This window comes from Cereibacter azotoformans (genome assembly GCF_021391315.1).
In the GTDB taxonomy this organism is placed as follows: domain Bacteria; phylum Pseudomonadota; class Alphaproteobacteria; order Rhodobacterales; family Rhodobacteraceae; genus Cereibacter_A; species Cereibacter_A azotoformans.
The window spans coordinates 2,316,847-2,339,510 of the sequence record NZ_CP090021.1 but is presented as its reverse complement, the minus strand read 5'-3'; the positions used below and the strand labels follow the sequence as shown (position 1 = coordinate 2,339,510).

The following is a 22,664-nucleotide window of genomic DNA, read 5'->3' as shown; positions in this document are numbered from 1 at the left end:
GCGGAAATCGACCTATTTGTGATGCGAGTTTTAGTGCGGGGGGCGGGGCAGACGCAAGCGGCCGATCCCGATCGGCGTGGCGCCCTCAGTTCCGCAGCACCCGGTCGAGCATCCGCGTGGGCAGCAGCCGGCGCAGGATCCAGGCGGTGCGGCTTGGCACCGTGATCCGGTAGCGTGCCCGCGGTGAGGGGCTTTCCAGCGCCAGCGCCAGTTGCGCGGTCACGGCCGAGGCCGGCAGTTGCCAGCGGTCCTCGCCGCCCTCGTAGAGCCGCCCGAGAAGCGAGCGGTACTGGTCGGCCCGCGCCGAGCCCCTCCAGTCGATCCACCGCTCGAAATGCGGGATCGAATTCTCGCGGATGCGCGAGGCGATGGGGCCGGGCTCGAGCAGGATCACCCGGATCGGCGTGTCGGCCATCTCGATCCGCAGCACGTCCGTCAGCCCCTCCATGGCGAACTTCGAGGCGACATAGGCGCCGCGCCACGGGTAGCCCACGAAACCGAGCACCGACGAGCAGTTGACGATCCGCCCGTATCCCTGCCGCCGCATGATCGGGATCACCCGGCGGGTCAGGTCGTGCACGCCCACGATGTTGGTTTCCAGCACCGCCCGCAGCGCCTCGCGCGGGAGATCCTCGACCGCGCCGGGGCAGGCAAAGGCGCCGTTGTTGTAGAGCGCGTCGAGCGTGCCGCCGGTGCGCCGCGTGGCTTCCTCGACGGCCGAGGCAAGACTGTCGGGATCGTCATAGTCGAGCCGGAAGCTCTCGAGCCCTTCGACCCGGCGGGCCTCGCAATCCTCTTCCTTCCGGCAGGTCGCAAAGACCCGCCAGCCGCGCGCCTTCAGGCCGTGGGCCGCGTCGAGGCCGATGCCCGAGGAACAGCCGGTGATCAGTACGCTTTTCATCCATCGGCCCCGCTCTGTGCAGCCCTCCTCTAGGCGAGAACGGTGCGGATGGCCACGGGTCTCGGGAGATGCCGGCGAGGGGCGGCGCCTACTGGGGCGCGGGCCTGAGGAAGCGGGTGGCCATGTAGCCTTCCAGCCCGTCGCCCTCGATGCGGATCGGGGCCCAGCCCTTCGCGTCCGAGGCAACGACGAGGACGGCCTCGCCCCGGGTCAGACGCCCGACGACCGGAAAGGCCGTCGAGGGGCCGCTGCGCACGTTGACGGCATCGGCCGTCACCAGCCGCACGTCGCCCCGCACCTCGAGGATCTCGCGCGGGGCTGCGGGCATCGGCTGCGGGGTGGGTGCCCGACGCGCGGGCAGGGGCAAGACCTCCAGCCGGTCGCCGCGTGTCCGCAGGGTCGGAAGCGTCACGGGGTCGGGCGCGGACTGGGCTTCGGCCGCGACGGTGAGTGCCGGGCCCGTGCCGTCGAGGGAGGCCATCTCGACCGGCGTCACCAAGGGTTGGGGATCGGGCTCGAGGCGCGCCGCCGCCGCCAGCCCCGGCCGCATCTGGCCGCCGTCCCGGCCACCGATCAGCAGGACAAGGAAGAGGGTGCAGCAAAGAAGCAACGTCAGGCGCAGCATGGGAAATATCTCCGGGCTCAATCGGGGGACCGGGGCAATGGTCCCCTGCCGAACGAACATCTTTCCGCCGCGGCAGGTTCCCGTTTTCCTTTCCGTCTGGACCGGGGCCGCGGCCGGGACTAGACACGCGCCATGACCGACACGCCCGAAGATCCGACCGAAGAGCCGCTCACGACCTCGGAACCGCTCCGCCGTGCCATCGGCGAGCGTTACCTGACCTATGCGCTCTCGACCATCATGCACCGCGCGCTGCCCGATGCGCGCGACGGGCTGAAGCCCGTCCACCGCCGCATCCTGTTCGCGATGCGCGAACTGCGCCTGACGCCGACGGGCGGCTTCCGCAAGTCGGCCAAGATCGCAGGCGACGTGATGGGCAACTATCACCCGCACGGCGACGCCGCGATCTACGATGCGATGGCGCGGCTGGCGCAGGATTTCAACGTCCGTTATCCGCTGGTGGACGGGCAGGGGAACTTCGGCAACATCGACGGGGACAACCCGGCCGCCAGCCGCTACACCGAGGCCCGCCTGACGCCCATCGCGGAACTGCTGATGGAAGGGCTGGCAGAGAACGCCGTCGACTTCCGCCCGAACTATGACGGCACGCTGGAAGAGCCGATCGTCATGCCCGCGGCCTTTCCGCATCTGCTGGCCAACGGGGCCTCGGGGATCGCGGTGGGGATGGCAACGAACATCCCGCCGCACAATCTGGACGAGCTGATCGAGGGTTGTCTTGCGATGATCCGCGATCCCGCCATCGCCGACGAGGCGCTGGTGGGCCTGATCCCCGGCCCCGACTTCCCCACAGGCGGCGTGATCGTCGAGCCGAAGGAGTCGATCCTCGAGGGCTACCGCACCGGCCGCGGCGCCTTCCGGCTGCGCGCGAAGTGGCAGACCGAGGATCTCGGTCGCGGCACCTGGCAGATCGTCGTGACCGAGATCCCCTATCAGGTGCAGAAGTCCAAGCTGATCGAGCGGCTGGCCGAGCTGATCCAGACCAAGAAGGTCCCTGCTCTGGCCGACGTCCGCGACGAAAGCGCCGACGACGTGCGCATCGTGCTGGAACCTCGTGCGCGGACGGTCGATCCCGAGATGCTGATGGGGATGCTCTTCCGGAACTCGGATCTGGAAGTCCGCTTCTCGATGAACATGAACGTGCTGATCGACGGGCGCACGCCCAAGGTCTGCTCGCTCAAGGAGGTGCTGCGCGCCTTCCTCGACCACCGCCGCGAGGTGCTGATCCGCCGCTCGGAGCACCGGATGGAAAAGATCGACCACCGGCTCGAGGTGCTGGGCGGGCTGATCGTGGCCTTCCTGAACCTCGACCGGGTGATCGACATCATCCGCTACGACGAAGAGCCCAAGCGGGCCCTGATGGCCGAGACCTGGGGACGCAAGTTCAAGCGCGCGACCTCGGAAAAGGACTATGTGGGGCCGGGCGCGGGGCCGGGAGAACTGACCGAGGTGCAGGCCGAGGCGATCCTCAACATGCGCCTGCGCTCGTTGCGGCGGCTCGAGGAGATGGAGTTGCTGGCCGAACGCGACGCCCTGACCGCGGAACGGGCGGATCTGGCCGATCTGGTCGGGTCCGAGCCGCGGCAGTGGGAGCGGATCGGCGCGGATCTGGGCGAGATCCGCAAGCTCTTTGGCAAGTGGACCGTGGCGGGCGCCCGCCGGACCCAGTTCGCCGAGGCCGGCGAGGTCGAGGAAGTGCCGCTGGAGGCGATGATCGAGCGCGAGCCGATCACGGTGATCTGCTCGAAGATGGGCTGGATCCGGGCGATGAAGGGCCACCAGCCGCTCGGCTCGGAGGTGAAGTTCAAGGACGGCGACGGGCCGCGCTTCATGTTCCACGCCGAAACGACCGACCGGCTGCTGCTCGTGGGCTCGAACGGCAGGTTCTACACGTTAACCGGAGCGAGCCTGCCCGGCGGGCGCGGCATGGGCGAGCCGGTGCGGCTGATGGTCGATCTGCCGAACGAGGCCGAGATTGCCGATCTGATCATCTGGCGACCGGGCGAGAAGCTGCTGCTGGCGTCTTCGGCCGGGGACGGCTTCGTGGTTCCCTCGGAAGAGGTGCTGGCCCAGACGCGGGCCGGCAAGGCGGTGCTCTCGATGAAGGACGGCGTGACGACGGCCGTCTGCCGCCCGATCCGCGGCGATCACGTCGCGGTGGTGGGGCAGAACCGCAAGCTCCTCGTCTTCCCGCTGAGCGAGTTGCCCGAGATGGCGCGCGGGAAGGGCGTGCGGCTGCAGAAATACAAGGACGGCGGTCTCTCGGATGCGATCACCTTCGAACTGGCGCGGGGGTTGAGCTGGAAGGATCCGGCCGGGCGCACCCGGACCGAGACCGACCTGGCCGAATGGACCGGCGCGCGAGCGGGCGCGGGCAAGATGGCGCCGCGCGGGTTCCCGCGCGACAACCGCTTCAACTAGGGCCGCCGCCGGGGGCTTCGCGCCCCCGGACCCCCGCGGGATATTTTCGCCAGAATGAAAGCCGGCCGGGGTCGCCTGCTGTGGGTGCCGGCGGTTGCGCGCGCCGGCGGGGCGGGCTAAGGCGGGGCGCCGTCTTCCGGAGGAGCCCATGATCGCGCGCATTGCTGTCCTCTGTCTCGGGGCTCTTCTCGTCGCCGCTTGCCAGCGCAATGACCTTGCGGATCCTCCGGCCGATCTGGGGGATTTTGCCCTGGGTCTGAACATCGTGGTGGCAGATCACGCTCAGAAGGTGCCGATCTCGCGCGAGGCTTCGGTCGAGGAGTGGGAGGCGGTGATGAAGAAGGCGATCGACGACCGCTTCGGGCGCTACGAGGGGACGAAGCTCTACAATCTCGGGATCAGCGTGGACGGATATGCGCTGGCGCCGCCCGGGATCCCGGTGGTGGTGGCGCCGAAGTCCGTGGTGGCCATCACGGCCAACATCTGGGACGATGCGGCCGGACGGAAGCTGAACGAAACCGGCGAGAAGATGACGGTCTTCGAAAGCCTCACCGGCGGGTCGATCGTCGGCAGCGGCTACACGATGAGCAAGGACGAGCAGATGGAGGCGCTGGCCTACAATGCCGCCAAGCGGGTCGAGGGCTGGCTGCTCGGGCATCCCGAGTGGTTCGGCCTGCCGCCCCGGCCGCCGGAACCTCGTGCGGCGCGGGCGTCGGACAAGTGATACTTGATTTTCCCCTTGCCAGCCGATAACTCCGCCGCGGTGTAGAACAGGGCTGTCCGGCCGTTCCTGGGCCGCCCCCCAATCCGCGAGGCGCTCCGCCAATGGCAAAGGCAAAGTTTGAACGTAACAAACCGCACGTCAACATCGGCACGATCGGCCACGTTGACCACGGCAAGACGACGCTGACGGCCGCGATCACGAAGTATTTCGGCGAGTTCCGGGCCTATGACCAGATCGACGGCGCGCCGGAAGAGCGGGCCCGCGGCATCACGATCTCGACCGCGCACGTGGAATACGAGTCGGAGTCGCGTCACTATGCGCACGTCGACTGCCCCGGCCACGCTGACTATGTGAAGAACATGATCACCGGCGCCGCGCAGATGGACGGCGCGATCCTCGTGGTGAACGCGGCCGACGGCCCGATGCCGCAGACGCGCGAGCACATCCTGCTCGGCCGTCAGGTGGGCATCCCCTACATGGTCGTCTACATGAACAAGGTCGACCAGGTGGACGATCCGGAACTTCTCGAACTGGTCGAGATGGAGATCCGTGAACTTCTGTCGTCCTACGACTACCCCGGCGACGACATTCCGATCATCAAGGGCTCGGCTCTGGCCGCGATGAACGGCACCGACAAGGAAATCGGCGAGGATTCGATCCGCGCGCTGATCGCGGCGGTGGACGAATACATCCCGACCCCGGCGCGCGCCGTGGACCAGCCGTTCCTGATGCCGGTCGAGGACGTGTTCTCGATCTCGGGCCGCGGCACCGTGGCCACCGGCCGGATCGAGCGTGGCGTGGTGAAGGTGGGTGAGGAACTCGAGATCGTCGGCATCCGCCCGTCGAAGAAGACGGTCTGCACCGGCGTCGAGATGTTCCGCAAGCTGCTCGACCAGGGCGAGGCGGGCGACAACGTGGGCCTTCTGCTGCGCGGCGTGGACCGCGACGGGATCGAGCGCGGCCAGGTGCTGTGCAAGCCCGGCTCGGTGAAGCCGCACACGAAGTTCGAGGCCGAGGCCTACATCCTGACGAAAGAGGAAGGCGGCCGTCACACGCCGTTCTTCGCGAACTACCGTCCGCAGTTCTACTTCCGCACGACCGACGTGACGGGCACGGTGGAACTGCCGGAAGGCACCGAGATGGTGATGCCGGGCGACAACCTGAAGTTCAACGTCGAACTGATCGCGCCGATCGCCATGGAAGAGAAGCTCCGCTTCGCCATCCGTGAAGGCGGCCGCACCGTCGGCGCCGGCGTCGTCTCGAAAATCATCGCCTGATCCGGCGTCGGATCGGCAGCGGGGGGCGCGCGGGGGATCCTGCGCGCCCCTTTTCCATGGCTGGTGCCGTGGGCCCTTGGGCGGAGGCGTGCGCTGGTGCCGCACCCGATGCGGGACACGCAATTTTGTCCTTGCGGTCGGGCGCTGCCTGCCGTATCTCGCGGCTGGCCTAGGGGTATAGCTCAGTTGGTAGAGCATCGGTCTCCAAAACCGAGGGTCGGGGGTTCGAGTCCCTCTGCCCCTGCCAGGCCCTTCCCGAAACAGCCGTTCTCCCGGCGGGAGCCTTGAAGTTCCACGCCCGAGGGCGTATGTGCCGCACGACGCTTCTTGAGGACTGACGATGGCCAAGGCGAATCCCTTCACGTTCATCTCGCAGGTGCGCAGCGAAGTCGGCAAGGTCGTCTGGCCGGGCCGGCGTGAGGTGCTGCTGACCACCGTCATGGTCTTCGTGATGGCCGCGCTCACGGCGACCTTCTTTTCGCTCGTGGATTTCGTGATCCGGCAGGGTCTCAGCCTGCTGCTCAACAGCTTCTGACATTTTCGCTTGAACGCGAGGGGGGCTGCCTGTAAGCGGGCGGTCACAGGGAAGAGGCCGGCGCGCAGCGATTCGGGTTGCGCGCTGTTTTTTGTTCTGGGGCGGATCAAGGTCCGCCGGAGGAGCGGGGAATGCCCCGCGCGAAGAGGTAAGGCTGAGGCATGGCGAAGCGTTGGTATTCGGTGAGCGTTCTCTCGAACTTCGAGAAGAAGGTCGCCGAGCAGATCCGGACCGCCGTGGCGGATGCCGGGCTCGAGGAAGAGATCGACGAGGTGCTGGTCCCCACTGAAGAGGTGATCGAGGTCCGGCGCGGCAAGAAGGTCACGTCCGAGCGCCGCTTCATGCCGGGTTATGTGCTCGTCCACATGGAAATGTCGAACCGCGGCTATCACCTGATCTCCTCGATCAACCGGGTCACGGGGTTCCTCGGGCCGCAGGGCAAGCCGATGCCGATGCGCGACTCGGAAGTGAACACGATCCTGAACCGCGTCGAGGAAGGTGAGGCGCAGCCGCGCAGCCTGATCCGCTACGACATCGGCGAGACGGTGAAGGTGACGGACGGCCCGTTCGAGGGCTTCTCGGGCATGGTCGAGGATGTGGATGAAGAGCATTCGCGCCTCAAGGTGACCGTCTCGATCTTCGGCCGGGCGACCCCGGTCGAGCTGGAATTCACGCAGGTCGCCAAGGGTGGCATCTGACGTGCATCGCGTGGGAGGCGAGCGCGCCCGCGGGGCGTGACGGACCGGACCACTAAACTCGCCCCTCGGGGCAGTGACAGAGGAGAGGCCACATGGCCAAGAAGATTATCGGCAGCCTCAAGCTGCAAGTGAAGGCGGGGCAAGCCAACCCGTCCCCGCCGGTCGGTCCCGCGCTGGGTCAGCGCGGCCTGAACATCATGGCCTTCGTGAAGGAGTTCAACGCGAAGACCGCCGATCTCGAGCCGGGCACGCCGACGCCGGTCATCATCACCTACTACCAGGACAAGTCGTTCAGCCTCGAGCTGAAGACGCCGCCGGCGTCGTTCCTGCTGAAGAAGGCCGCGGGCCTGGCTCCGGTGGGCAAGCGGAACCGTCCGAAGGGCTCGGCCAAGCCGGGCCGCGAAGTCGCGGGCACGGTGACCGTGGCGCAGATCCGCAAGATCGCCGAGGCGAAAATGAAGGATCTGAACGCCAACGACGTCGAGGCGGCGATGCAGATCATCCTTGGCTCGGCCAAGTCCTGCGGCATCGAGGTCAAGGGGTAAGTCATGGCCAAGGTTGGAAAACGGACGCGCGCGGCGCGGGAGGCCTTCGTTGGCAAGGACATGGTCTCGGTCGAGGATGCGGTGGCTCTGATCAAGGGCGCGGCCTCGGCGAAGTTCGACGAGACGCTGGAAGTGGCGATGAACCTGGGCGTTGACCCGCGTCACGCCGACCAGATGGTGCGTGGCGTCGTCACCCTGCCGAACGGCACGGGCAAGACGGTGCGCGTGGCGGTCTTTGCCCGTGGCGCCAAGGCGGACGAGGCGAAAGCCGCCGGTGCCGACATCGTTGGCGCCGAAGACCTGATGGAGACCATCCAGTCCGGCAAGATCGAGTTCGACCGCTGCATCGCGACCCCGGACATGATGCCGCTCGTCGGCCGTCTGGGCAAGATCCTCGGGCCGCGCAACCTGATGCCGAACCCCAAGGTCGGCACCGTGACGATGGACGTGGCCGGCGCCGTTGGCAATGCCAAGGGCGGCGAGGTCCAGTTCAAGGTCGAGAAGGCGGGCGTCATCCATGCCGGCGTCGGCAAGATCTCGTTCGACGCTGAAAAGCTGGCGCAGAACGTGCGCGCCTTCGTCGATGCCGTGAACCGCGCCAAGCCCGCCGGGGCAAAGGGCACCTACCTCAAGAAGGTGTCGCTGTCCTCGACCATGGGCCCGGGCGTCTCGGTCGATCTGGCCTCGGCCACCAGCCACTGAGGCTGGACGTGCGAATTTCCGCGCGGCGACGCGCGGAATGACGGGGCGGAGACGCCCCGTCCTGTCCGAGACGGCGGGTGGGGGAAACCTCTTAATATCCTGCCTGAGATGGGGAACGAGACGGATTTTCGCGGGAGACCGCCGGATCTTGGCTCGCGACCGCATCGCGGACCCGAACGCCCCGCTTGCGGGGCAGAAGTGAGCCGGGGGGAAACCCCCAAACTTGGAGTGAAACTGTGGATAGAGCCCAGAAAGAGAAAGTGGTCGAGGAACTCGCCCAGATCTTCGAAAGCTCTGGCGTGGTCGTGGTTGCACACTACGCAGGCGTCACGGTTGCTCAGATGCAGGAGCTGCGCGCGCAGATGCGCGACGTCGGCGGCTCCGTACGCGTTGCCAAGAACAGGCTCGCCAAGATCGCCCTCGCCGGGAAGCCCTCTGAAAAGATGGGCGACCTGCTGACGGGCATGACCGTGATGGCCTATTCCGAGGACCCCGTCGCTGCGGCGAAGGTTGCGGAAGCCTATGCCAAGAAGAACGACAAGTTCGTGATCCTTGGCGGGGCAATGGGCGACACGATCCTGGACCCGGCCGGTGTCAAGACCGTCGCCGCCATGCCGTCGCGCGAAGAGCTCATCGCTCAGATCGTGTCGTGCATCGGTGCGCCCGCGTCGAGCATCGCCGGTGCCATTGGCGCACCTGCTTCGAACATCGCCGGCATCCTCTCCACCCTGGAGGAGCGGGAAGCCGCTTGAGCAATCTCGTCGACCTGCGTGGGTTGTTGCCCACCATGTTGGACCCCATCTAACTGAACGGAACAGAAAATGGCTGATCTGAACAAACTCGCCGAAGACATCGTCGGTCTGACCCTGCTCGAAGCCCAAGAGCTGAAGACGATCCTCAAGGACAAGTACGGCATCGAGCCGGCCGCCGGCGGCGCCGTCATGGTTGCCGGCCCGGCCGCTGCCGCGGCTCCGGCCGAGGAAGAAAAGACCGAGTTCGACGTCGTCCTGACCGACGCCGGCGCCAACAAGATCAACGTGATCAAGGAAGTGCGCGCGATCACCGGTCTCGGCCTGAAAGAAGCCAAGGACCTGGTGGAAGCCGGTGGCAAGGTGAAAGAGGCCGCTTCGAAGGCCGACGCCGAAGCCATGAAGAAGAAGCTCGAAGAAGCTGGCGCGAAAGTCGAGCTGAAGTAATCGGACGGATGCCCAAGGCATCCTGCGGTTGAAATCGGGCTGGGTCCGGCGGATAGTCGGGCCCAGCCGAACCTGTCTCGGAAGGGGCTTCCAGCCCGAAGCCCCTTCCAAGGCGTGGTTCGAGGTTCGGGAGCCCTCCGGTGGGACGGCGGGCGTGAATGGAACCTCACCCCCTTCTTCGCAAGCGGCGCATGCCCGTGGCCCGACGGTCCATGCGCCCGCGAAAACGAAAGGTGACTTCGAGCATGGCTCAGAGCTACGTTGGCCAGAAACGTATCCGCAGGTACTACGGCAAGATCCGCGAAGTGCTGGAGATGCCGAACCTGATCGAGGTTCAGAAATCCTCCTACGATCTGTTCCTGAAGTCCGGCGAGGGCCCGAAGGCGGCCGATGGCGAAGGCATCCAGGGTGTCTTCCAGTCGGTCTTCCCGATCAAGGACTTCAACGAGACCGCCGTGCTCGAGTTCGTGAAATACGAGCTGGAGAAGCCGAAGTACGACGTGGACGAGTGCCAGCAGCGCGACATGACCTATGCCGCGCCGCTGAAGGTGACCCTGCGTCTGATCGTGTTCGATGTGGACGAGACCACGGGCGCCCGCTCGGTCAAGGACATCAAGGAGCAGGACGTCTACATGGGCGACATGCCCCTGATGACCGCGAACGGCACGTTCATCGTGAACGGCACCGAGCGCGTGATCGTCAGCCAGATGCACCGTTCCCCGGGCGTCTTCTTCGACCATGACAAGGGCAAGACCCATTCCTCGGGCAAGCTGCTCTTTGCCTGCCGGATCATTCCCTACCGCGGCTCGTGGCTCGACTTCGAGTTCGACGCCAAGGACATCGTCTTCGCCCGGATCGACCGCCGCCGGAAGCTGCCGGTGACGACGCTGCTCTATGCCCTCGGCATGGATCAGGAAGGCATCATGGATGCCTACTACGACACGGTGGACTTCAAGTATCAGAAGAACCGCGGCTGGGTCACGCGCTTCTTCCCCGAGCGCGTGCGCGGCACCCGCCCGACCTATGATCTGGTCGATGCGGCCACCGGCGAGGTCATCCTGAAGGCGGGCGAGAAAGCCACGCCGCGGATGGTCAAGAAGTGGATTGACGACGCCCAGATCACCGAGCTTCTGGTGCCGTTCGACCATATCGTCGGCCGCTATGTCGCCCGCGACATCATCAACGAGGAAACCGGCGAGATCTGGGTCGAAGCCGGCGACGAACTCACGATGGAGTATGACCGCGACGGCGAGGTGAAGGGCGGGACGCTGAAGCTCTTGCTCGACCAGGGCATCACCGACATTCCGGTGCTCGACATCGACAACGTGAACGTCGGCCCCTACATCCGCAACACCATGGCGGCGGACAAGAACATGGGCCGCGATACCGCGCTCATGGACATCTACCGCGTGATGCGTCCGGGCGAGCCGCCGACCGTCGAGGCCGCGGCGGCGCTCTTCGACACGCTGTTCTTCGACAGCGAGCGCTATGACCTGTCCGCCGTCGGCCGGGTCAAGATGAACATGCGTCTGGATCTCGGCAAGCCCGACACCCAGCGCACGCTCGACCGCGACGACATCATCGCCTGCATCAAGGCGCTGACCGAACTTCGCGACGGCAAGGGCGAGATCGACGACATCGACCACCTCGGCAACCGCCGGGTGCGTTCGGTCGGCGAACTGATGGAGAACCAGTATCGCGTGGGTCTCCTGCGGATGGAGCGGGCGATCAAGGAACGCATGTCCTCGGTCGAGATCGACACGATCATGCCGCAGGACCTGATCAACGCGAAGCCGGCCGCGGCCGCGGTGCGCGAGTTCTTCGGCTCGTCGCAGCTGTCGCAGTTCATGGACCAGACCAACCCGCTGTCGGAAGTCACCCACAAGCGGCGTCTCTCGGCCCTCGGGCCGGGCGGTCTGACGCGTGAGCGTGCGGGCTTCGAGGTGCGCGACGTTCACCCGACCCACTACGGCCGGATGTGCCCGATCGAGACGCCGGAAGGCCAGAACATCGGTCTGATCAACTCGCTCGCGACCTTCGCCCGCGTGAACAAGTACGGCTTCATCGAGACCCCCTACCGCAAGGTGATCGAGGGGCAGGTGACCGACGACGTGGTCTACATGTCGGCGACCGAAGAGATGCGCCACACCGTGGCGCAGGCCAACGCGACGCTCGACGAGGAAGGCCGATTCGTCTCGGACCTGATCTCGTCGCGCAAGGCGGGCGAGTTCATGCTGAACCCGCCGGATGCCATCGACCTGATCGACGTGTCGCCGAAGCAGCTCGTGTCGGTCGCGGCCTCGCTGATCCCGTTCCTCGAGAACGACGACGCGAACCGCGCTCTGATGGGCTCGAACATGCAGCGTCAGGCCGTGCCGCTCCTGCAATCCGACGCGCCCTTCGTGGGCACGGGGATCGAGGCCGTGGTGGCGCGTGACTCGGGCGCCGCCATCATGGCGCGCCGCGCCGGCGTGATCGACCAGGTGGACGCAACGCGTATCGTCGTGCGCGCCACCGAGATGCTGGAGCCGGGCGAGCCGGGTGTCGACATCTACCGTCTGCGCAAGTTCAAGCGCTCGAACCAGTCGTCCTGCATCAACCAGCGTCCGCTGGTGAAGGTGGGCGACGTGGTGCACCGCGGCGAGGTGGTGGCCGACGGTCCCTGCACCGACATGGGCGAACTCGCCCTTGGTCGGAACGTGGTCGTGGCCTTCATGCCCTGGAACGGCTACAACTACGAGGACTCGATCCTGATCTCCGAGCGCATCCTGCGCGATGACGTCTACACCTCGATCCACATCGAGGAATACGAGGTCGCCGCCCGTGACACCAAGCTCGGGCCGGAAGAGATCACCCGCGACATTCCGAACGTCGGCGAGGAAGCCCTGCGCAACCTCGACGAGGCGGGCATCGTCTATATCGGCGCCGAAGTGCAGCCGGGCGACATCCTCGTGGGCAAGATCACGCCGAAGGGCGAAAGCCCGATGACGCCCGAGGAAAAGCTCCTCCGCGCCATCTTCGGCGAGAAGGCGTCGGACGTGCGGGATACCTCGCTGCGCCTGCCGCCGGGGGCTTACGGCACCATCGTGGAAGTGCGGGTCTTCAACCGCCACGGTGTCGACAAGGACGAGCGTGCGTTGCAGATCGAGCGCGAAGAGGTCGAACGCCTTGCCCGCGACCGGGACGACGAGCTGGCGATCCTTGAGCGCAACATCTATTCGCGCCTCAAGACGCTGATCATGGGCAAGGTCGCCGTGAAGGGCCCGAAGGGCATCAAGGCGGGCTCCGAGATCAACGACGAGCTGCTGTCCACGCTCTCGCGCGGGCAGTGGTGGCAGCTGGCGCTGGGTGAGGAAGCCGACGCGAAGGAAGTCGAGGCCCTCCACGAGCAGTTCGAGGCGCAGAAACGCGCGCTCGATCACCGCTTCGAGGACAAGGTCGAGAAGGTCCGCCGCGGCGACGACCTGCCTCCGGGCGTGATGAAGATGGTCAAGGTGTTCGTCGCGGTGAAGCGCAAGCTGCAGCCTGGCGACAAGATGGCCGGCCGTCACGGCAACAAGGGCGTCATCTCGAAGGTGGTGCCGATCGAGGACATGCCGTTCCTTGCGGACGGCACGCATGTCGACCTCGTGCTCAACCCGCTGGGCGTGCCCTCGCGGATGAACGTGGGTCAGATCCTCGAGACGCACATGGGCTGGGCCGCGCGCGGTCTGGGCATCCAGATCGACGAGGCGCTGCAGGACTACCGTCGCTCGGGCGACCTGACCCCGGTCAAGGAAGCCATGCGGCTCGCCTATGGCGACGAGACCTATGAAGGGGCCTTCGCCGACCGCGATGACGAGGATCTGGTGGAGATGGCCAGCCGCGTCACCAAGGGCGTGCCGATCGCGACCCCGGTCTTCGACGGTGCGAAGGAGCCGGACGTCAACGACGCCCTGCGCCGCGCGGGCTTCGACCAGAGCGGGCAGTCCATCGTCTTTGACGGCCGGACGGGCGAGCAGTTCGCGCGTCCCGTCACCGTGGGCGTCAAGTACATGCTGAAGCTGCACCACCTGGTCGATGACAAGCTGCACGCGCGCTCGACGGGTCCGTACTCGCTCGTCACCCAGCAGCCGCTGGGCGGCAAGGCGCAGTTCGGTGGCCAGCGTCTGGGCGAGATGGAGGTCTGGGCGCTCGAAGCCTACGGCGCCGCCTACACCCTGCAGGAGATGCTGACGGTGAAGTCGGACGACGTGGCGGGCCGCACCAAGATGTACGAGTCGATCGTCAAGGGCGAGGACAACTTCGAGGCGGGCGTCCCGGAGTCGTTCAACGTGCTCGTCAAGGAAGTGCGGGGCCTCGGCCTCAACATGGAACTCCTGGATGCGGACGAGGAATAAGCCGCGCGGGCGGCCCGGGGCTCAGGCCCCGGGGACCGCCGCGATGGCCCTCGACCGCAACCTCATCTTTGGGATCAGGACATGAACCAGGAACTCTCGACCAACCCGTTCAACCCGGTTGCGCCGGTCAAGACCTTCGACGAGATCAAGATCTCGCTCGCCTCGCCGGAACGGATCCTCTCGTGGTCCTACGGCGAGATCAAGAAGCCCGAGACCATCAACTACCGGACCTTCAAGCCGGAGCGGGACGGCCTGTTCTGCGCGCGGATCTTCGGGCCGATCAAGGACTACGAGTGCCTCTGCGGCAAGTACAAGCGCATGAAGTATCGCGGCGTCGTCTGCGAGAAATGCGGCGTGGAAGTGACGCTCCAGAAGGTGCGGCGCGAGCGGATGGGCCATATCGAGCTCGCCGCCCCGGTCGCGCATATCTGGTTCCTGAAATCGCTGCCGTCGCGCATCGGTCTCATGCTGGACATGACGCTGCGTGACCTCGAGCGGATCCTGTATTTCGAGAACTACGTCGTCATCGAACCGGGCCTGACCGACCTCACTTACGGCCAGCTGATGACCGAGGAAGAGTTCCTCGACGCGCAGGACCAGTACGGCGCCGACGCCTTCACCGCCAACATCGGCGCCGAGGCGATCCGCGAGATGCTGTCGGCCATCGACCTCGAGCAGACCGCCGAGACGCTCCGCGAGGAGTTGAAGGAGGCGACGGGGGAACTCAAGCCGAAGAAGATCATCAAGCGGCTGAAGATCGTTGAATCCTTCCTCGAGTCGGGCAACCGGCCGGAGTGGATGATCCTGACCGTGCTGCCGGTGATCCCGCCGGAACTGCGCCCGCTGGTCCCGCTGGACGGCGGCCGGTTTGCCACGTCCGACCTCAACGACCTCTACCGCCGCGTGATCAACCGGAACAACCGCCTCAAGCGGCTGATCGAGCTGCGCGCGCCGGACATCATCGTGCGCAACGAAAAGCGGATGCTGCAAGAGGCGGTTGACGCGCTGTTCGACAACGGTCGCCGCGGCCGCGTCATCACGGGCACCAACAAGCGCCCGCTGAAGTCGCTGTCGGACATGCTGAAGGGCAAGCAGGGCCGATTCCGCCAGAACCTGCTCGGCAAGCGCGTGGACTTCTCGGGCCGTTCGGTCATCGTGACCGGCCCGGAACTCAAGCTGCACCAGTGCGGCCTGCCGAAGAAGATGGCGCTCGAACTGTTCAAGCCGTTCATCTACTCGCGGCTGGAGGCCAAGGGCCTCAGCAGCACGGTGAAGCAGGCGAAGAAGCTGGTCGAGAAGGAGCGGCCGGAGGTCTGGGACATCCTCGACGAGGTGATCCGCGAACACCCGGTGCTGCTGAACCGCGCGCCGACGCTGCACCGTCTGGGCATTCAGGCGTTCGAGCCGATCCTGATCGAGGGCAAGGCGATCCAGCTTCACCCGCTGGTCTGCTCGGCCTTCAACGCCGACTTCGACGGTGACCAGATGGCCGTCCACGTTCCGCTTTCGCTGGAAGCCCAGCTGGAAGCGCGCGTGCTGATGATGTCCACGAACAACGTGCTGTCGCCCGCCAACGGCGCGCCGATCATCGTGCCGTCGCAGGACATGGTGCTCGGGCTCTATTACACCACGATGGAGCGCCGCGGCATGAAGGGCGAGGGCATGGCCTTCTCGTCCGTCGAAGAGGTCGAGCATGCCCTTGCCGCCGGCGAGGTGCACCTGCACGCGACCATCACCGCCCGGATCAAGCAGATCGACGACGAGGGCAACGAGGTCGTCAAGCGCTACCAGACCACTCCCGGCCGCCTGCGGCTGGGCAACCTGCTGCCGCTCAACGCCAAGGCCCCGTTCGAGCTGGTGAACCGGCTCCTGCGGAAGAAGGACGTGCAGAACGTCATCGACACCGTCTACCGCTACTGCGGCCAGAAGGAGTCGGTGATCTTCTGCGACCAGATCATGGGCATGGGCTTCCGCGAGGCGTTCAAGGCCGGCATCTCGTTCGGCAAGGACGACATGCTGATCCCGGACACCAAGTGGCCGATCGTGAACGAGGTTCGCGATCAGGTGAAGGAGTTCGAGCAACAGTACATGGACGGCCTGATCACCCAGGGCGAGAAGTACAACAAGGTGGTCGATGCCTGGTCCAAATGCTCGGACAAGGTGGCGGGCGAGATGATGGCCGAAATCTCGGCGGTGCGCTACGACGACGCCGGTGCCGAGAAGGAGCCGAACTCGGTCTACATGATGTCCCACTCCGGCGCGCGGGGTTCGCCGGCGCAGATGAAGCAGCTCGGCGGGATGCGCGGCCTGATGGCCAAGCCGAACGGCGAAATCATCGAGACGCCGATCATCTCGAACTTCAAGGAAGGCCTGACCGTTCTTGAATACTTCAACTCGACCCACGGCGCCCGGAAGGGTTTGGCCGACACCGCGCTCAAGACGGCGAACTCGGGCTACCTGACCCGCCGTCTGGTGGACGTGGCGCAGGACTGCATCGTGCGCAGCCACGACTGCGGCACCGAGAACGCGATCACCGCCTCGGCCGCGGTGAATGATGGCGAAGTGGTCAGCCCGCTCTCCGAGCGCGTGCTGGGCCGTGTCGCGGCCGAGGACATCCTGGTCCCCGGCACTGACGAGGTCGTGGTCGCCCGCGGCGAGCTGATCGACGAGCGTCGCGCCGACCTGATCGATCAGGCGAACGTGGCGCTGGTGCGCATCCGCAGCCCGCTGACCTGCGAGGCCGAGGAAGGCGTCTGCGCCATGTGCTACGGGCGCGACCTTGCCCGCGGCACGCTGGTCAACATCGGCGAGGCGGTGGGCATCATCGCCGCGCAGTCGATCGGTGAACCGGGCACGCAGCTGACGATGCGGACCTTCCACATCGGCGGCATCGCGCAGGGTGGCCAGCAGTCGTTCCTCGAAGCGAGCCAGGAGGGCCGGATCGAGTTCCGCAACCCGAACCTGCTCGAGAACGCCAACGGCGAACAGATCGTCATGGGCCGCAACATGCAGCTCGCGATCATCGACGAGGCGGGGCAGGAGCGGGCGACGCACAAGCTGACCTACGGCGCCAAGGTCCATGTGAAGGACGGCCAGTCGGTGAAGCGCGGCACGCGGCTCTTCGAATGGGACCCCTACACCCTGCCGATCATCGCCGAAAAGGGCGGTGTGGCGCGGTTCGTGGATCTCGTCTCGGGGATCTCGGTGCGCGAGGATACCGACGAAGCCACCGGCATGACCCAGAAGATCGTCTCGGACTGGCGCTCGACCCCGAAGGGCGGCGACCTGAAGCCCGAGATCATCATCATGGACCCCGATACGGGCAATCCGATGCGGAACGAGGCGGGCAACCCGATCTCGTACCCGATGTCGGTGGAGGCCATCCTCTCGGTTGAGGACGGCCAGACCGTGCGGGCCGGCGACGTGGTGGCGCGTATCCCGCGCGAAGGTGCCCGGACCAAGGACATCACCGGGGGTCTTCCCCGCGTGGCGGAACTGTTCGAGGCCCGTCGCCCGAAGGATCACGCGATCATCGCCGAGAACGACGGCTATGTGCGCTTCGGCAAGGACTACAAGAACAAGCGCCGCATCACGATCGAGCCGGTGGACGAGACGCTGAACTCGGTCGAGTACATGGTGCCCAAGGGCAAGCACATCCCGGTGCAGGAAGGCGACTTCGTGCAGAAGGGTGACTACATCATGGACGGCAACCCGGCTCCGCACGACATCCTGCGGATCATGGGGGTCGAGGCGCTGGCGAACTACATGATCGACGAGGTGCAGGAGGTCTACCGACTGCAGGGCGTGAAGATCAACGACAAGCACATCGAGGTGATCGTGCGGCAGATGCTGCAGAAATACGAGATCCTTGATTCGGGCGAGACCACGCTGCTCAAGGGCGAGCATGTGGACAAGGCCGAGCTTGACGAGACCAACGAGAAGGCGATCCAGCACGGCATGCGTCCGGCTCATGCCGAACCGATCCTGCTCGGGATCACCAAGGCGTCGCTGCAGACCCGCAGCTTCATCTCGGCGGCCTCGTTCCAGGAGACGACGCGCGTGCTCACCGAAGCCTCGGTGCAGGGCAAGCGCGACAAGCTTGTCGGTCTGAAGGAGAACGTGATCGTCGGCCGGCTGATCCCGGCCGGGACGGGCGGGGCGACCTCGCGCGTCAAGAAGATCGCGCACGATCGCGACCAGACCGTGATCGACGCTCGCCGCGCCGAAGCCGAGTCCGCTGCGGCGCTCGCCGCGCCGACAGACGAGGTGATCGACCTCGGCCCCGAGGATTCGGGTCTGGTGGAAACGGTGGAGAGCCGCAAGGAGTGATCCCGGCGCCCTACGCCTGAGATGAAGCCCGCGCCGTCTGGCGCGGGCTTTTTCATTGGCAGGACCGGGCCCTCTCCCGGGAGTTGCCCGGTCGGCACCGCGCCCCGAATTTCCGCAGGCCGGCTTCCCCCGGCCAGGGTCGCGGGCTACTGTCCCTCGTGGGACGGAGGTCGCGTTGCAACTCTCGGAAAATCTGCGTGGCGCCTTGGCCATGTCGGTCGCCATGGCCGCCTTCACCGTCAATGACGCGCTGATGAAGGCCGTCACCCAGACCATGCCGCTCTTTCAGGCCATCGCCCTGCGAGGGCTGGTGACCCTGCCGATGCTGCTGGCCTGCGGATGGGCCTCGGGCGGGCTGCGCTGGCGCATCCCCCGGCCCGACAGATTTCTGCTTGCCCTTCGGGCGGGCGCGGATGTGCTGGCAACGGTCATGTACCTCACGGCCCTGATGATGCTGCCGCTCGCGAACCTCGTCGCGATCCTCCAGTCGGTTCCGCTGGCGGTCACGCTTGCGGCGGCCCTGTGGCTGAAGGAGCCCCTGGGCTGGCGGCGGCTCACCGCGATCCTGATCGGCTTCGGGGGCGTGCTCCTCATCGTGCGTCCGGGTGCCGAGGGCTTCAACCTGTGGTCGCTCCTCGGTCTGGCCTCGGTCGGCTGCGTCGTGGCGCGCGATCTGTCAACCCGCAGGCTCGGGGGGAGGCTTCCGGCCACCACCGTCGCCTTCTGGACGTCGGCGGCCGTGACCGCCATGGGGCTCGTGGGCTTGACCCGGTCCGGGGTTGCCCCGGTCGCGATGGCCGAGATGATGCAGATCCTGGGCGCCGCAGTCGCGCTGATCGTGGGCTATCTCGCGATCGTTCTTGCCATGAGGGGAGGGGACATTGGCGTGGTCTCTCCCTTCCGCTATACGGCGCTGGTCTGGGCGATCGGCCTCGGCTGGCTGCTCTTTGGAAACCTGCCGGACGGGCTCACGCTGGCCGGCTCGGCGATCGTGACCGCCACCGGGATCTTCACGCTCTGGCGCGAGTCGCGGCTTCGCCGGCGCCTGCGGGAAGCATCTGTTGACATCACTCGCGACTCCCCCTATACGCCGCCTACCTGAGCTGCGGGCTCCTCGGCCTGCGGCCAGCCTCAGTTAACTGTAGTGGTCATGATCCGGGCCAAAAACCCCGATCCTCTGGAATTCCACCGCGTCGTCCCCGCCAAAGGGACGTCCGCGGTTTTGGTGTTTGTGCAAGCAGGCACCACGAACGGCGCCCCCCGACCGGATCCGGGCAGGCGTGAATGAAACGGGTTGCAACACGGGGAACGTGAATGCCAACGATCCAACAGCTCATCCGCAAGCCGCGGGAGCCGAAACGAGTACGCTCCAAGTCGCAGCACCTGGAGTCCTGCCCGCAGAAGCGTGGCGTCTGCACGCGCGTCTACACCACGACGCCGAAGAAGCCGAACTCCGCTATGCGTAAGGTCGCCAAGGTCCGCCTGACCAACGGCTTCGAGGTGATCTCCTACATCCCCGGCGAAAAGCACAACCTGCAAGAGCACTCCGTCGTGCTCATCCGCGGTGGCCGCGTGAAGGACCTTCCCGGCGTGCGTTACCACATCCTGCGCGGTGTCCTCGATACCCAGGGTGTCAAAGATCGTCGTCAACGCCGTTCGAAATACGGCGCGAAGCGTCCGAAATAAGGAGATCCGGGTATGTCCCGTCGTCACGCAGCCGAGAAGCGCGAAATCCTGCCCGACGCCAAGTTCGGCGATACGGTGCTGACCAAGTTCATGAACAACCTGATGATCGACGGCAAGAAGTCGGTCGCGGAATCCATCGTCTACAACGCGCTCGACCGGGTTCAGACCCGTCTGAAGCGCGAGCCGCTGGAAGCCTTCCACGAGGCGCTCGACAACGTGAAGCCCTCGGTCGAAGTGCGCTCGCGCCGCGTCGGCGGTGCCACCTACCAGGTGCCGGTCGAAGTCCGCACCGAGCGTCGTGAGGCGCTGGCGATCCGCTGGCTGATCACCGCCGCGCGCAAGCGCAACGAGAACACCATGGAAGAGCGCCTTGCCGCCGAGCTGGCCGATGCCTGCAACAACCGCGGCACCGCGGTGAAGAAGCGGGAAGACACTCACAAGATGGCCGACGCGAACAAGGCGTTCAGCCATTACCGCTGGTAACCTTTCAGCCTGAGGACCACCCCAGATGGCACGCGAATACCCCCTCGAGCTGTACCGTAACTTCGGGATCATGGCTCACATCGACGCCGGCAAGACGACGACGACCGAGCGGATTCTTTTCTACACCGGCAAGTCCCACAAACTCGGCGAGGTGCATGATGGCGCCGCGACGATGGACTGGATGGAGCAGGAGCAGGAGCGGGGTATCACCATCACCTCGGCCGCGACCACGACCTTCTGGGAGCGCACCGAGGACGGCAAGACTCCGCAGACCCCGAAGCACCGCTTCAACATCATCGACACCCCCGGACACGTGGACTTCACCATCGAGGTCGAGCGTTCGCTGGCGGTGCTCGACGGGGCCGTGTGCCTTCTGGACGCCAACGCCGGCGTCGAACCGCAGACCGAGACCGTCTGGCGTCAGGCTGACCGCTACAAGGTTCCGCGGATCGTGTTCGTCAACAAGATGGACAAGATCGGCGCGGACTTCTTCAACTGCGTGAAGATGATCAAGGACCGCACCGGCGCGACCCCCGCCCCGATCGCCCTGCCGATCGGTGCCGAGGACAAGCTGGAAGGCATCATCGACCTGGTGACCATGAAAGAGTGGGTCTATCAGGGCGAAGATCTGGGCGCGTCCTGGATCATCAAGGACATCCGCGACGAACTCCAGGCGGAAGCCGAAGAGTGGCGCGGCAAGCTGATCGAACTCGCCGTCGAGCAGGACGACGAGGCGATGGAAGCCTATCTCGAGGGCAACGAGCCCGACGTTCCGACCCTGCGGGCCCTGATCCGCAAGGGCTGCCTCTCCATGTCCTTCGTTCCGGTGACCGCGGGTTCCGCGTTCAAGAACAAGGGCGTGCAAATGGTCCTGAACTCGGTGATCGACTACCTGCCGTCGCCGCTCGACGTGCCGGCCTACATGGGCTTCGCCCCGGGCGACGAGACCGAAACGCGGAACATCCCGCGCTCGGCCGATGACGCGCAGCCTTTCGCCGCGCTGGCGTTCAAGATCATGAACGACCCCTTCGTGGGCTCGCTCACCTTCACCCGGCTCTACTCGGGCGTGCTCAAGAAGGGTGACCAGATGGTCAACTCGACGAAGGGCAAGCGCGAGCGCGTGGGCCGGATGATGATGATGCACGCCATCAACCGGGAAGAGATCGACGAAGCCTTTGCGGGCGACATCATCGCGCTGGCCGGTCTGAAAGAGACCACCACCGGCGACACGCTCTGCGACCCGGCGAACCAGGTCGTCCTGGAAACCATGACCTTCCCCGAGCCGGTGATCGAGATCGCCGTCGAGCCGAAGACCAAGGCCGACCAGGAGAAGATGGGTCTGGCGCTCGCGCGTCTGGCTGCCGAGGATCCGTCCTTCCGCGTCGAGACCGACTTCGAGTCGGGGCAGACGATCATGAAGGGCATGGGCGAACTTCACCTCGACATCCTCGTGGACCGCATGAAGCGCGAGTTCAAGGTCGAGGCGAACATCGGTGCGCCGCAGGTGGCCTACCGCGAGACCATCTCGCGCGCGGCCGAGATCGACTACACCCACAAGAAGCAGACCGGCGGCACGGGCCAGTTCGCCCGCGTCAAGCTGCAGATCGACCCGACGGAACCCGGCCAGGGCTACTCGTTCGAGTCGAAGATCGTGGGCGGTGCGGTGCCGAAGGAGTACATTCCTGGCGTCGAGAAGGGCATCAAGTCGGTCATGGACTCGGGTCCGCTCGCGGGCTTCCCGGTGATCGACTTCAAGGTCGCGCTGATCGACGGTGCGTTCCACGATGTCGACTCGTCGGTTCTGGCGTTCGAGATCGCGGCCCGCGCCGCGATGCGCGAGGGCCTGAAGAAGGCCGGCGCGAAGCTGCTCGAGCCGATCATGAAGGTCGAGGTGGTGACCCCGGAGGAATATACCGGCGGCATCATCGGCGACCTGACCTCGCGGCGGGGCATGGTGCAGGGGCAGGACACGCGCGGCAACGCGAACGTGATCAACGCCTTCGTGCCGCTCGCCAACATGTTCGGCTACATCAACACGCTGCGCTCGATGTCCTCGGGCCGGGCGGTGTTCTCGATGCACTTCGATCACTACGACGCAGTGCCGCAGAACATCTCCGACGAGATCCAGAAGAAATACGCCTAAGCGCG

At 65.9% G+C, this 22,664-nt stretch carries 17 protein-coding genes and 1 tRNA gene; 16 read left to right on the top strand and 2 right to left on the bottom strand.

Going from position 1 to position 22,664, the window contains the following annotated elements:
* Window positions 1-85: 85 nt before the first annotated feature.
* Window positions 86-901 carry an SDR family NAD(P)-dependent oxidoreductase gene (locus LV780_RS11715; protein ID WP_108220951.1) on the bottom strand — a complete coding sequence of 272 codons (816 nt, stop codon included), beginning with the start codon at window positions 899-901 and terminating at the stop codon, window positions 86-88.
* Between the two features lie 88 nt (window positions 902-989).
* Window positions 990-1,526 carry an SH3 domain-containing protein gene (locus LV780_RS11710; protein WP_101341942.1) on the bottom strand — a complete coding sequence of 179 codons (537 nt, stop codon included), beginning with the start codon at window positions 1,524-1,526 and terminating at the stop codon, window positions 990-992.
* Window positions 1,527-1,658: 132 nt separating this feature from the next.
* Here LV780_RS11710 and parC point away from each other — a divergent pair, with 132 nt between their 5' ends.
* From parC to fusA, 16 genes are all read left to right on the top strand, one after another.
* Window positions 1,659-3,962 carry a DNA topoisomerase IV subunit A gene (parC, locus tag LV780_RS11705; protein ID WP_108220952.1) on the top strand — a complete coding sequence of 768 codons (2,304 nt, stop codon included), beginning with the start codon at window positions 1,659-1,661 and terminating at the stop codon, window positions 3,960-3,962.
* A 148-nt stretch (window positions 3,963-4,110) separates the two neighbouring features.
* On the top strand, window positions 4,111-4,686 hold the full coding sequence (locus LV780_RS11700) for a hypothetical protein (protein WP_101341944.1): 576 nt from the start codon (window positions 4,111-4,113) through the stop codon (window positions 4,684-4,686).
* 101 nt (window positions 4,687-4,787) lie between these two features.
* Window positions 4,788-5,963 (top strand): elongation factor Tu, encoded by a 1,176-nt coding sequence (tuf, locus tag LV780_RS11695; RefSeq protein WP_011909488.1) that lies wholly within the window; start codon window positions 4,788-4,790, stop codon window positions 5,961-5,963.
* Window positions 5,964-6,134: 171 nt separating this feature from the next.
* Window positions 6,135-6,210 (top strand) — tRNA-Trp (locus LV780_RS11690).
* 93 nt (window positions 6,211-6,303) lie between these two features.
* Window positions 6,304-6,498, top strand: a complete 195-nt coding sequence (secE, locus tag LV780_RS11685) for a preprotein translocase subunit SecE (RefSeq protein WP_011909498.1) — start codon at window positions 6,304-6,306, stop codon at window positions 6,496-6,498.
* Window positions 6,499-6,659: 161 nt separating this feature from the next.
* The gene (gene nusG, locus LV780_RS11680; protein WP_011909497.1) at window positions 6,660-7,196 is read left to right on the top strand and encodes a transcription termination/antitermination protein NusG; all 537 of its coding nucleotides are present in this window, start codon (window positions 6,660-6,662) and stop codon (window positions 7,194-7,196) included.
* A 92-nt stretch (window positions 7,197-7,288) separates the two neighbouring features.
* The gene (rplK, locus tag LV780_RS11675) at window positions 7,289-7,741 is read left to right on the top strand and encodes a 50S ribosomal protein L11 (protein WP_101342165.1); all 453 of its coding nucleotides are present in this window, start codon (window positions 7,289-7,291) and stop codon (window positions 7,739-7,741) included.
* A gap of 3 nt (window positions 7,742-7,744) precedes the next feature.
* The gene (gene rplA, locus LV780_RS11670) at window positions 7,745-8,443 is read left to right on the top strand and encodes a 50S ribosomal protein L1 (RefSeq protein ID WP_011909495.1); all 699 of its coding nucleotides are present in this window, start codon (window positions 7,745-7,747) and stop codon (window positions 8,441-8,443) included.
* Between the two features lie 236 nt (window positions 8,444-8,679).
* The gene (gene rplJ / locus LV780_RS11665) at window positions 8,680-9,195 is read left to right on the top strand and encodes a 50S ribosomal protein L10 (RefSeq protein ID WP_108220953.1); all 516 of its coding nucleotides are present in this window, start codon (window positions 8,680-8,682) and stop codon (window positions 9,193-9,195) included.
* Between the two features lie 69 nt (window positions 9,196-9,264).
* Window positions 9,265-9,639 carry a 50S ribosomal protein L7/L12 gene (rplL, locus tag LV780_RS11660; protein ID WP_011909493.1) on the top strand — a complete coding sequence of 125 codons (375 nt, stop codon included), beginning with the start codon at window positions 9,265-9,267 and terminating at the stop codon, window positions 9,637-9,639.
* 245 nt (window positions 9,640-9,884) lie between these two features.
* Entirely contained in the window at window positions 9,885-14,018 is a 4,134-nt protein-coding gene (gene rpoB, locus LV780_RS11655; protein ID WP_011909492.1) for a DNA-directed RNA polymerase subunit beta, read from the top strand.
* Between the two features lie 81 nt (window positions 14,019-14,099).
* Window positions 14,100-18,347, top strand: a complete 4,248-nt coding sequence (gene rpoC, locus LV780_RS11650) for a DNA-directed RNA polymerase subunit beta' (protein WP_011909491.1) — start codon at window positions 14,100-14,102, stop codon at window positions 18,345-18,347.
* Window positions 18,348-18,522: 175 nt separating this feature from the next.
* Entirely contained in the window at window positions 18,523-19,449 is a 927-nt protein-coding gene (locus LV780_RS11645; protein WP_011909490.1) for a DMT family transporter, read from the top strand.
* Between the two features lie 212 nt (window positions 19,450-19,661).
* Window positions 19,662-20,033 (top strand): 30S ribosomal protein S12, encoded by a 372-nt coding sequence (gene rpsL, locus LV780_RS11640; protein ID WP_002722481.1) that lies wholly within the window; start codon window positions 19,662-19,664, stop codon window positions 20,031-20,033.
* Between the two features lie 12 nt (window positions 20,034-20,045).
* Window positions 20,046-20,516, top strand: coding sequence for a 30S ribosomal protein S7 (rpsG, locus tag LV780_RS11635; RefSeq protein WP_002722484.1), 471 nt, complete (start codon window positions 20,046-20,048; stop codon window positions 20,514-20,516).
* Between the two features lie 25 nt (window positions 20,517-20,541).
* Window positions 20,542-22,659: an elongation factor G gene (gene fusA, locus LV780_RS11630; RefSeq protein ID WP_011909489.1), complete on the top strand. Its 2,118-nt coding sequence runs from the start codon at window positions 20,542-20,544 to the stop codon at window positions 22,657-22,659.
* Window positions 22,660-22,664 lie beyond the last annotated feature (5 nt).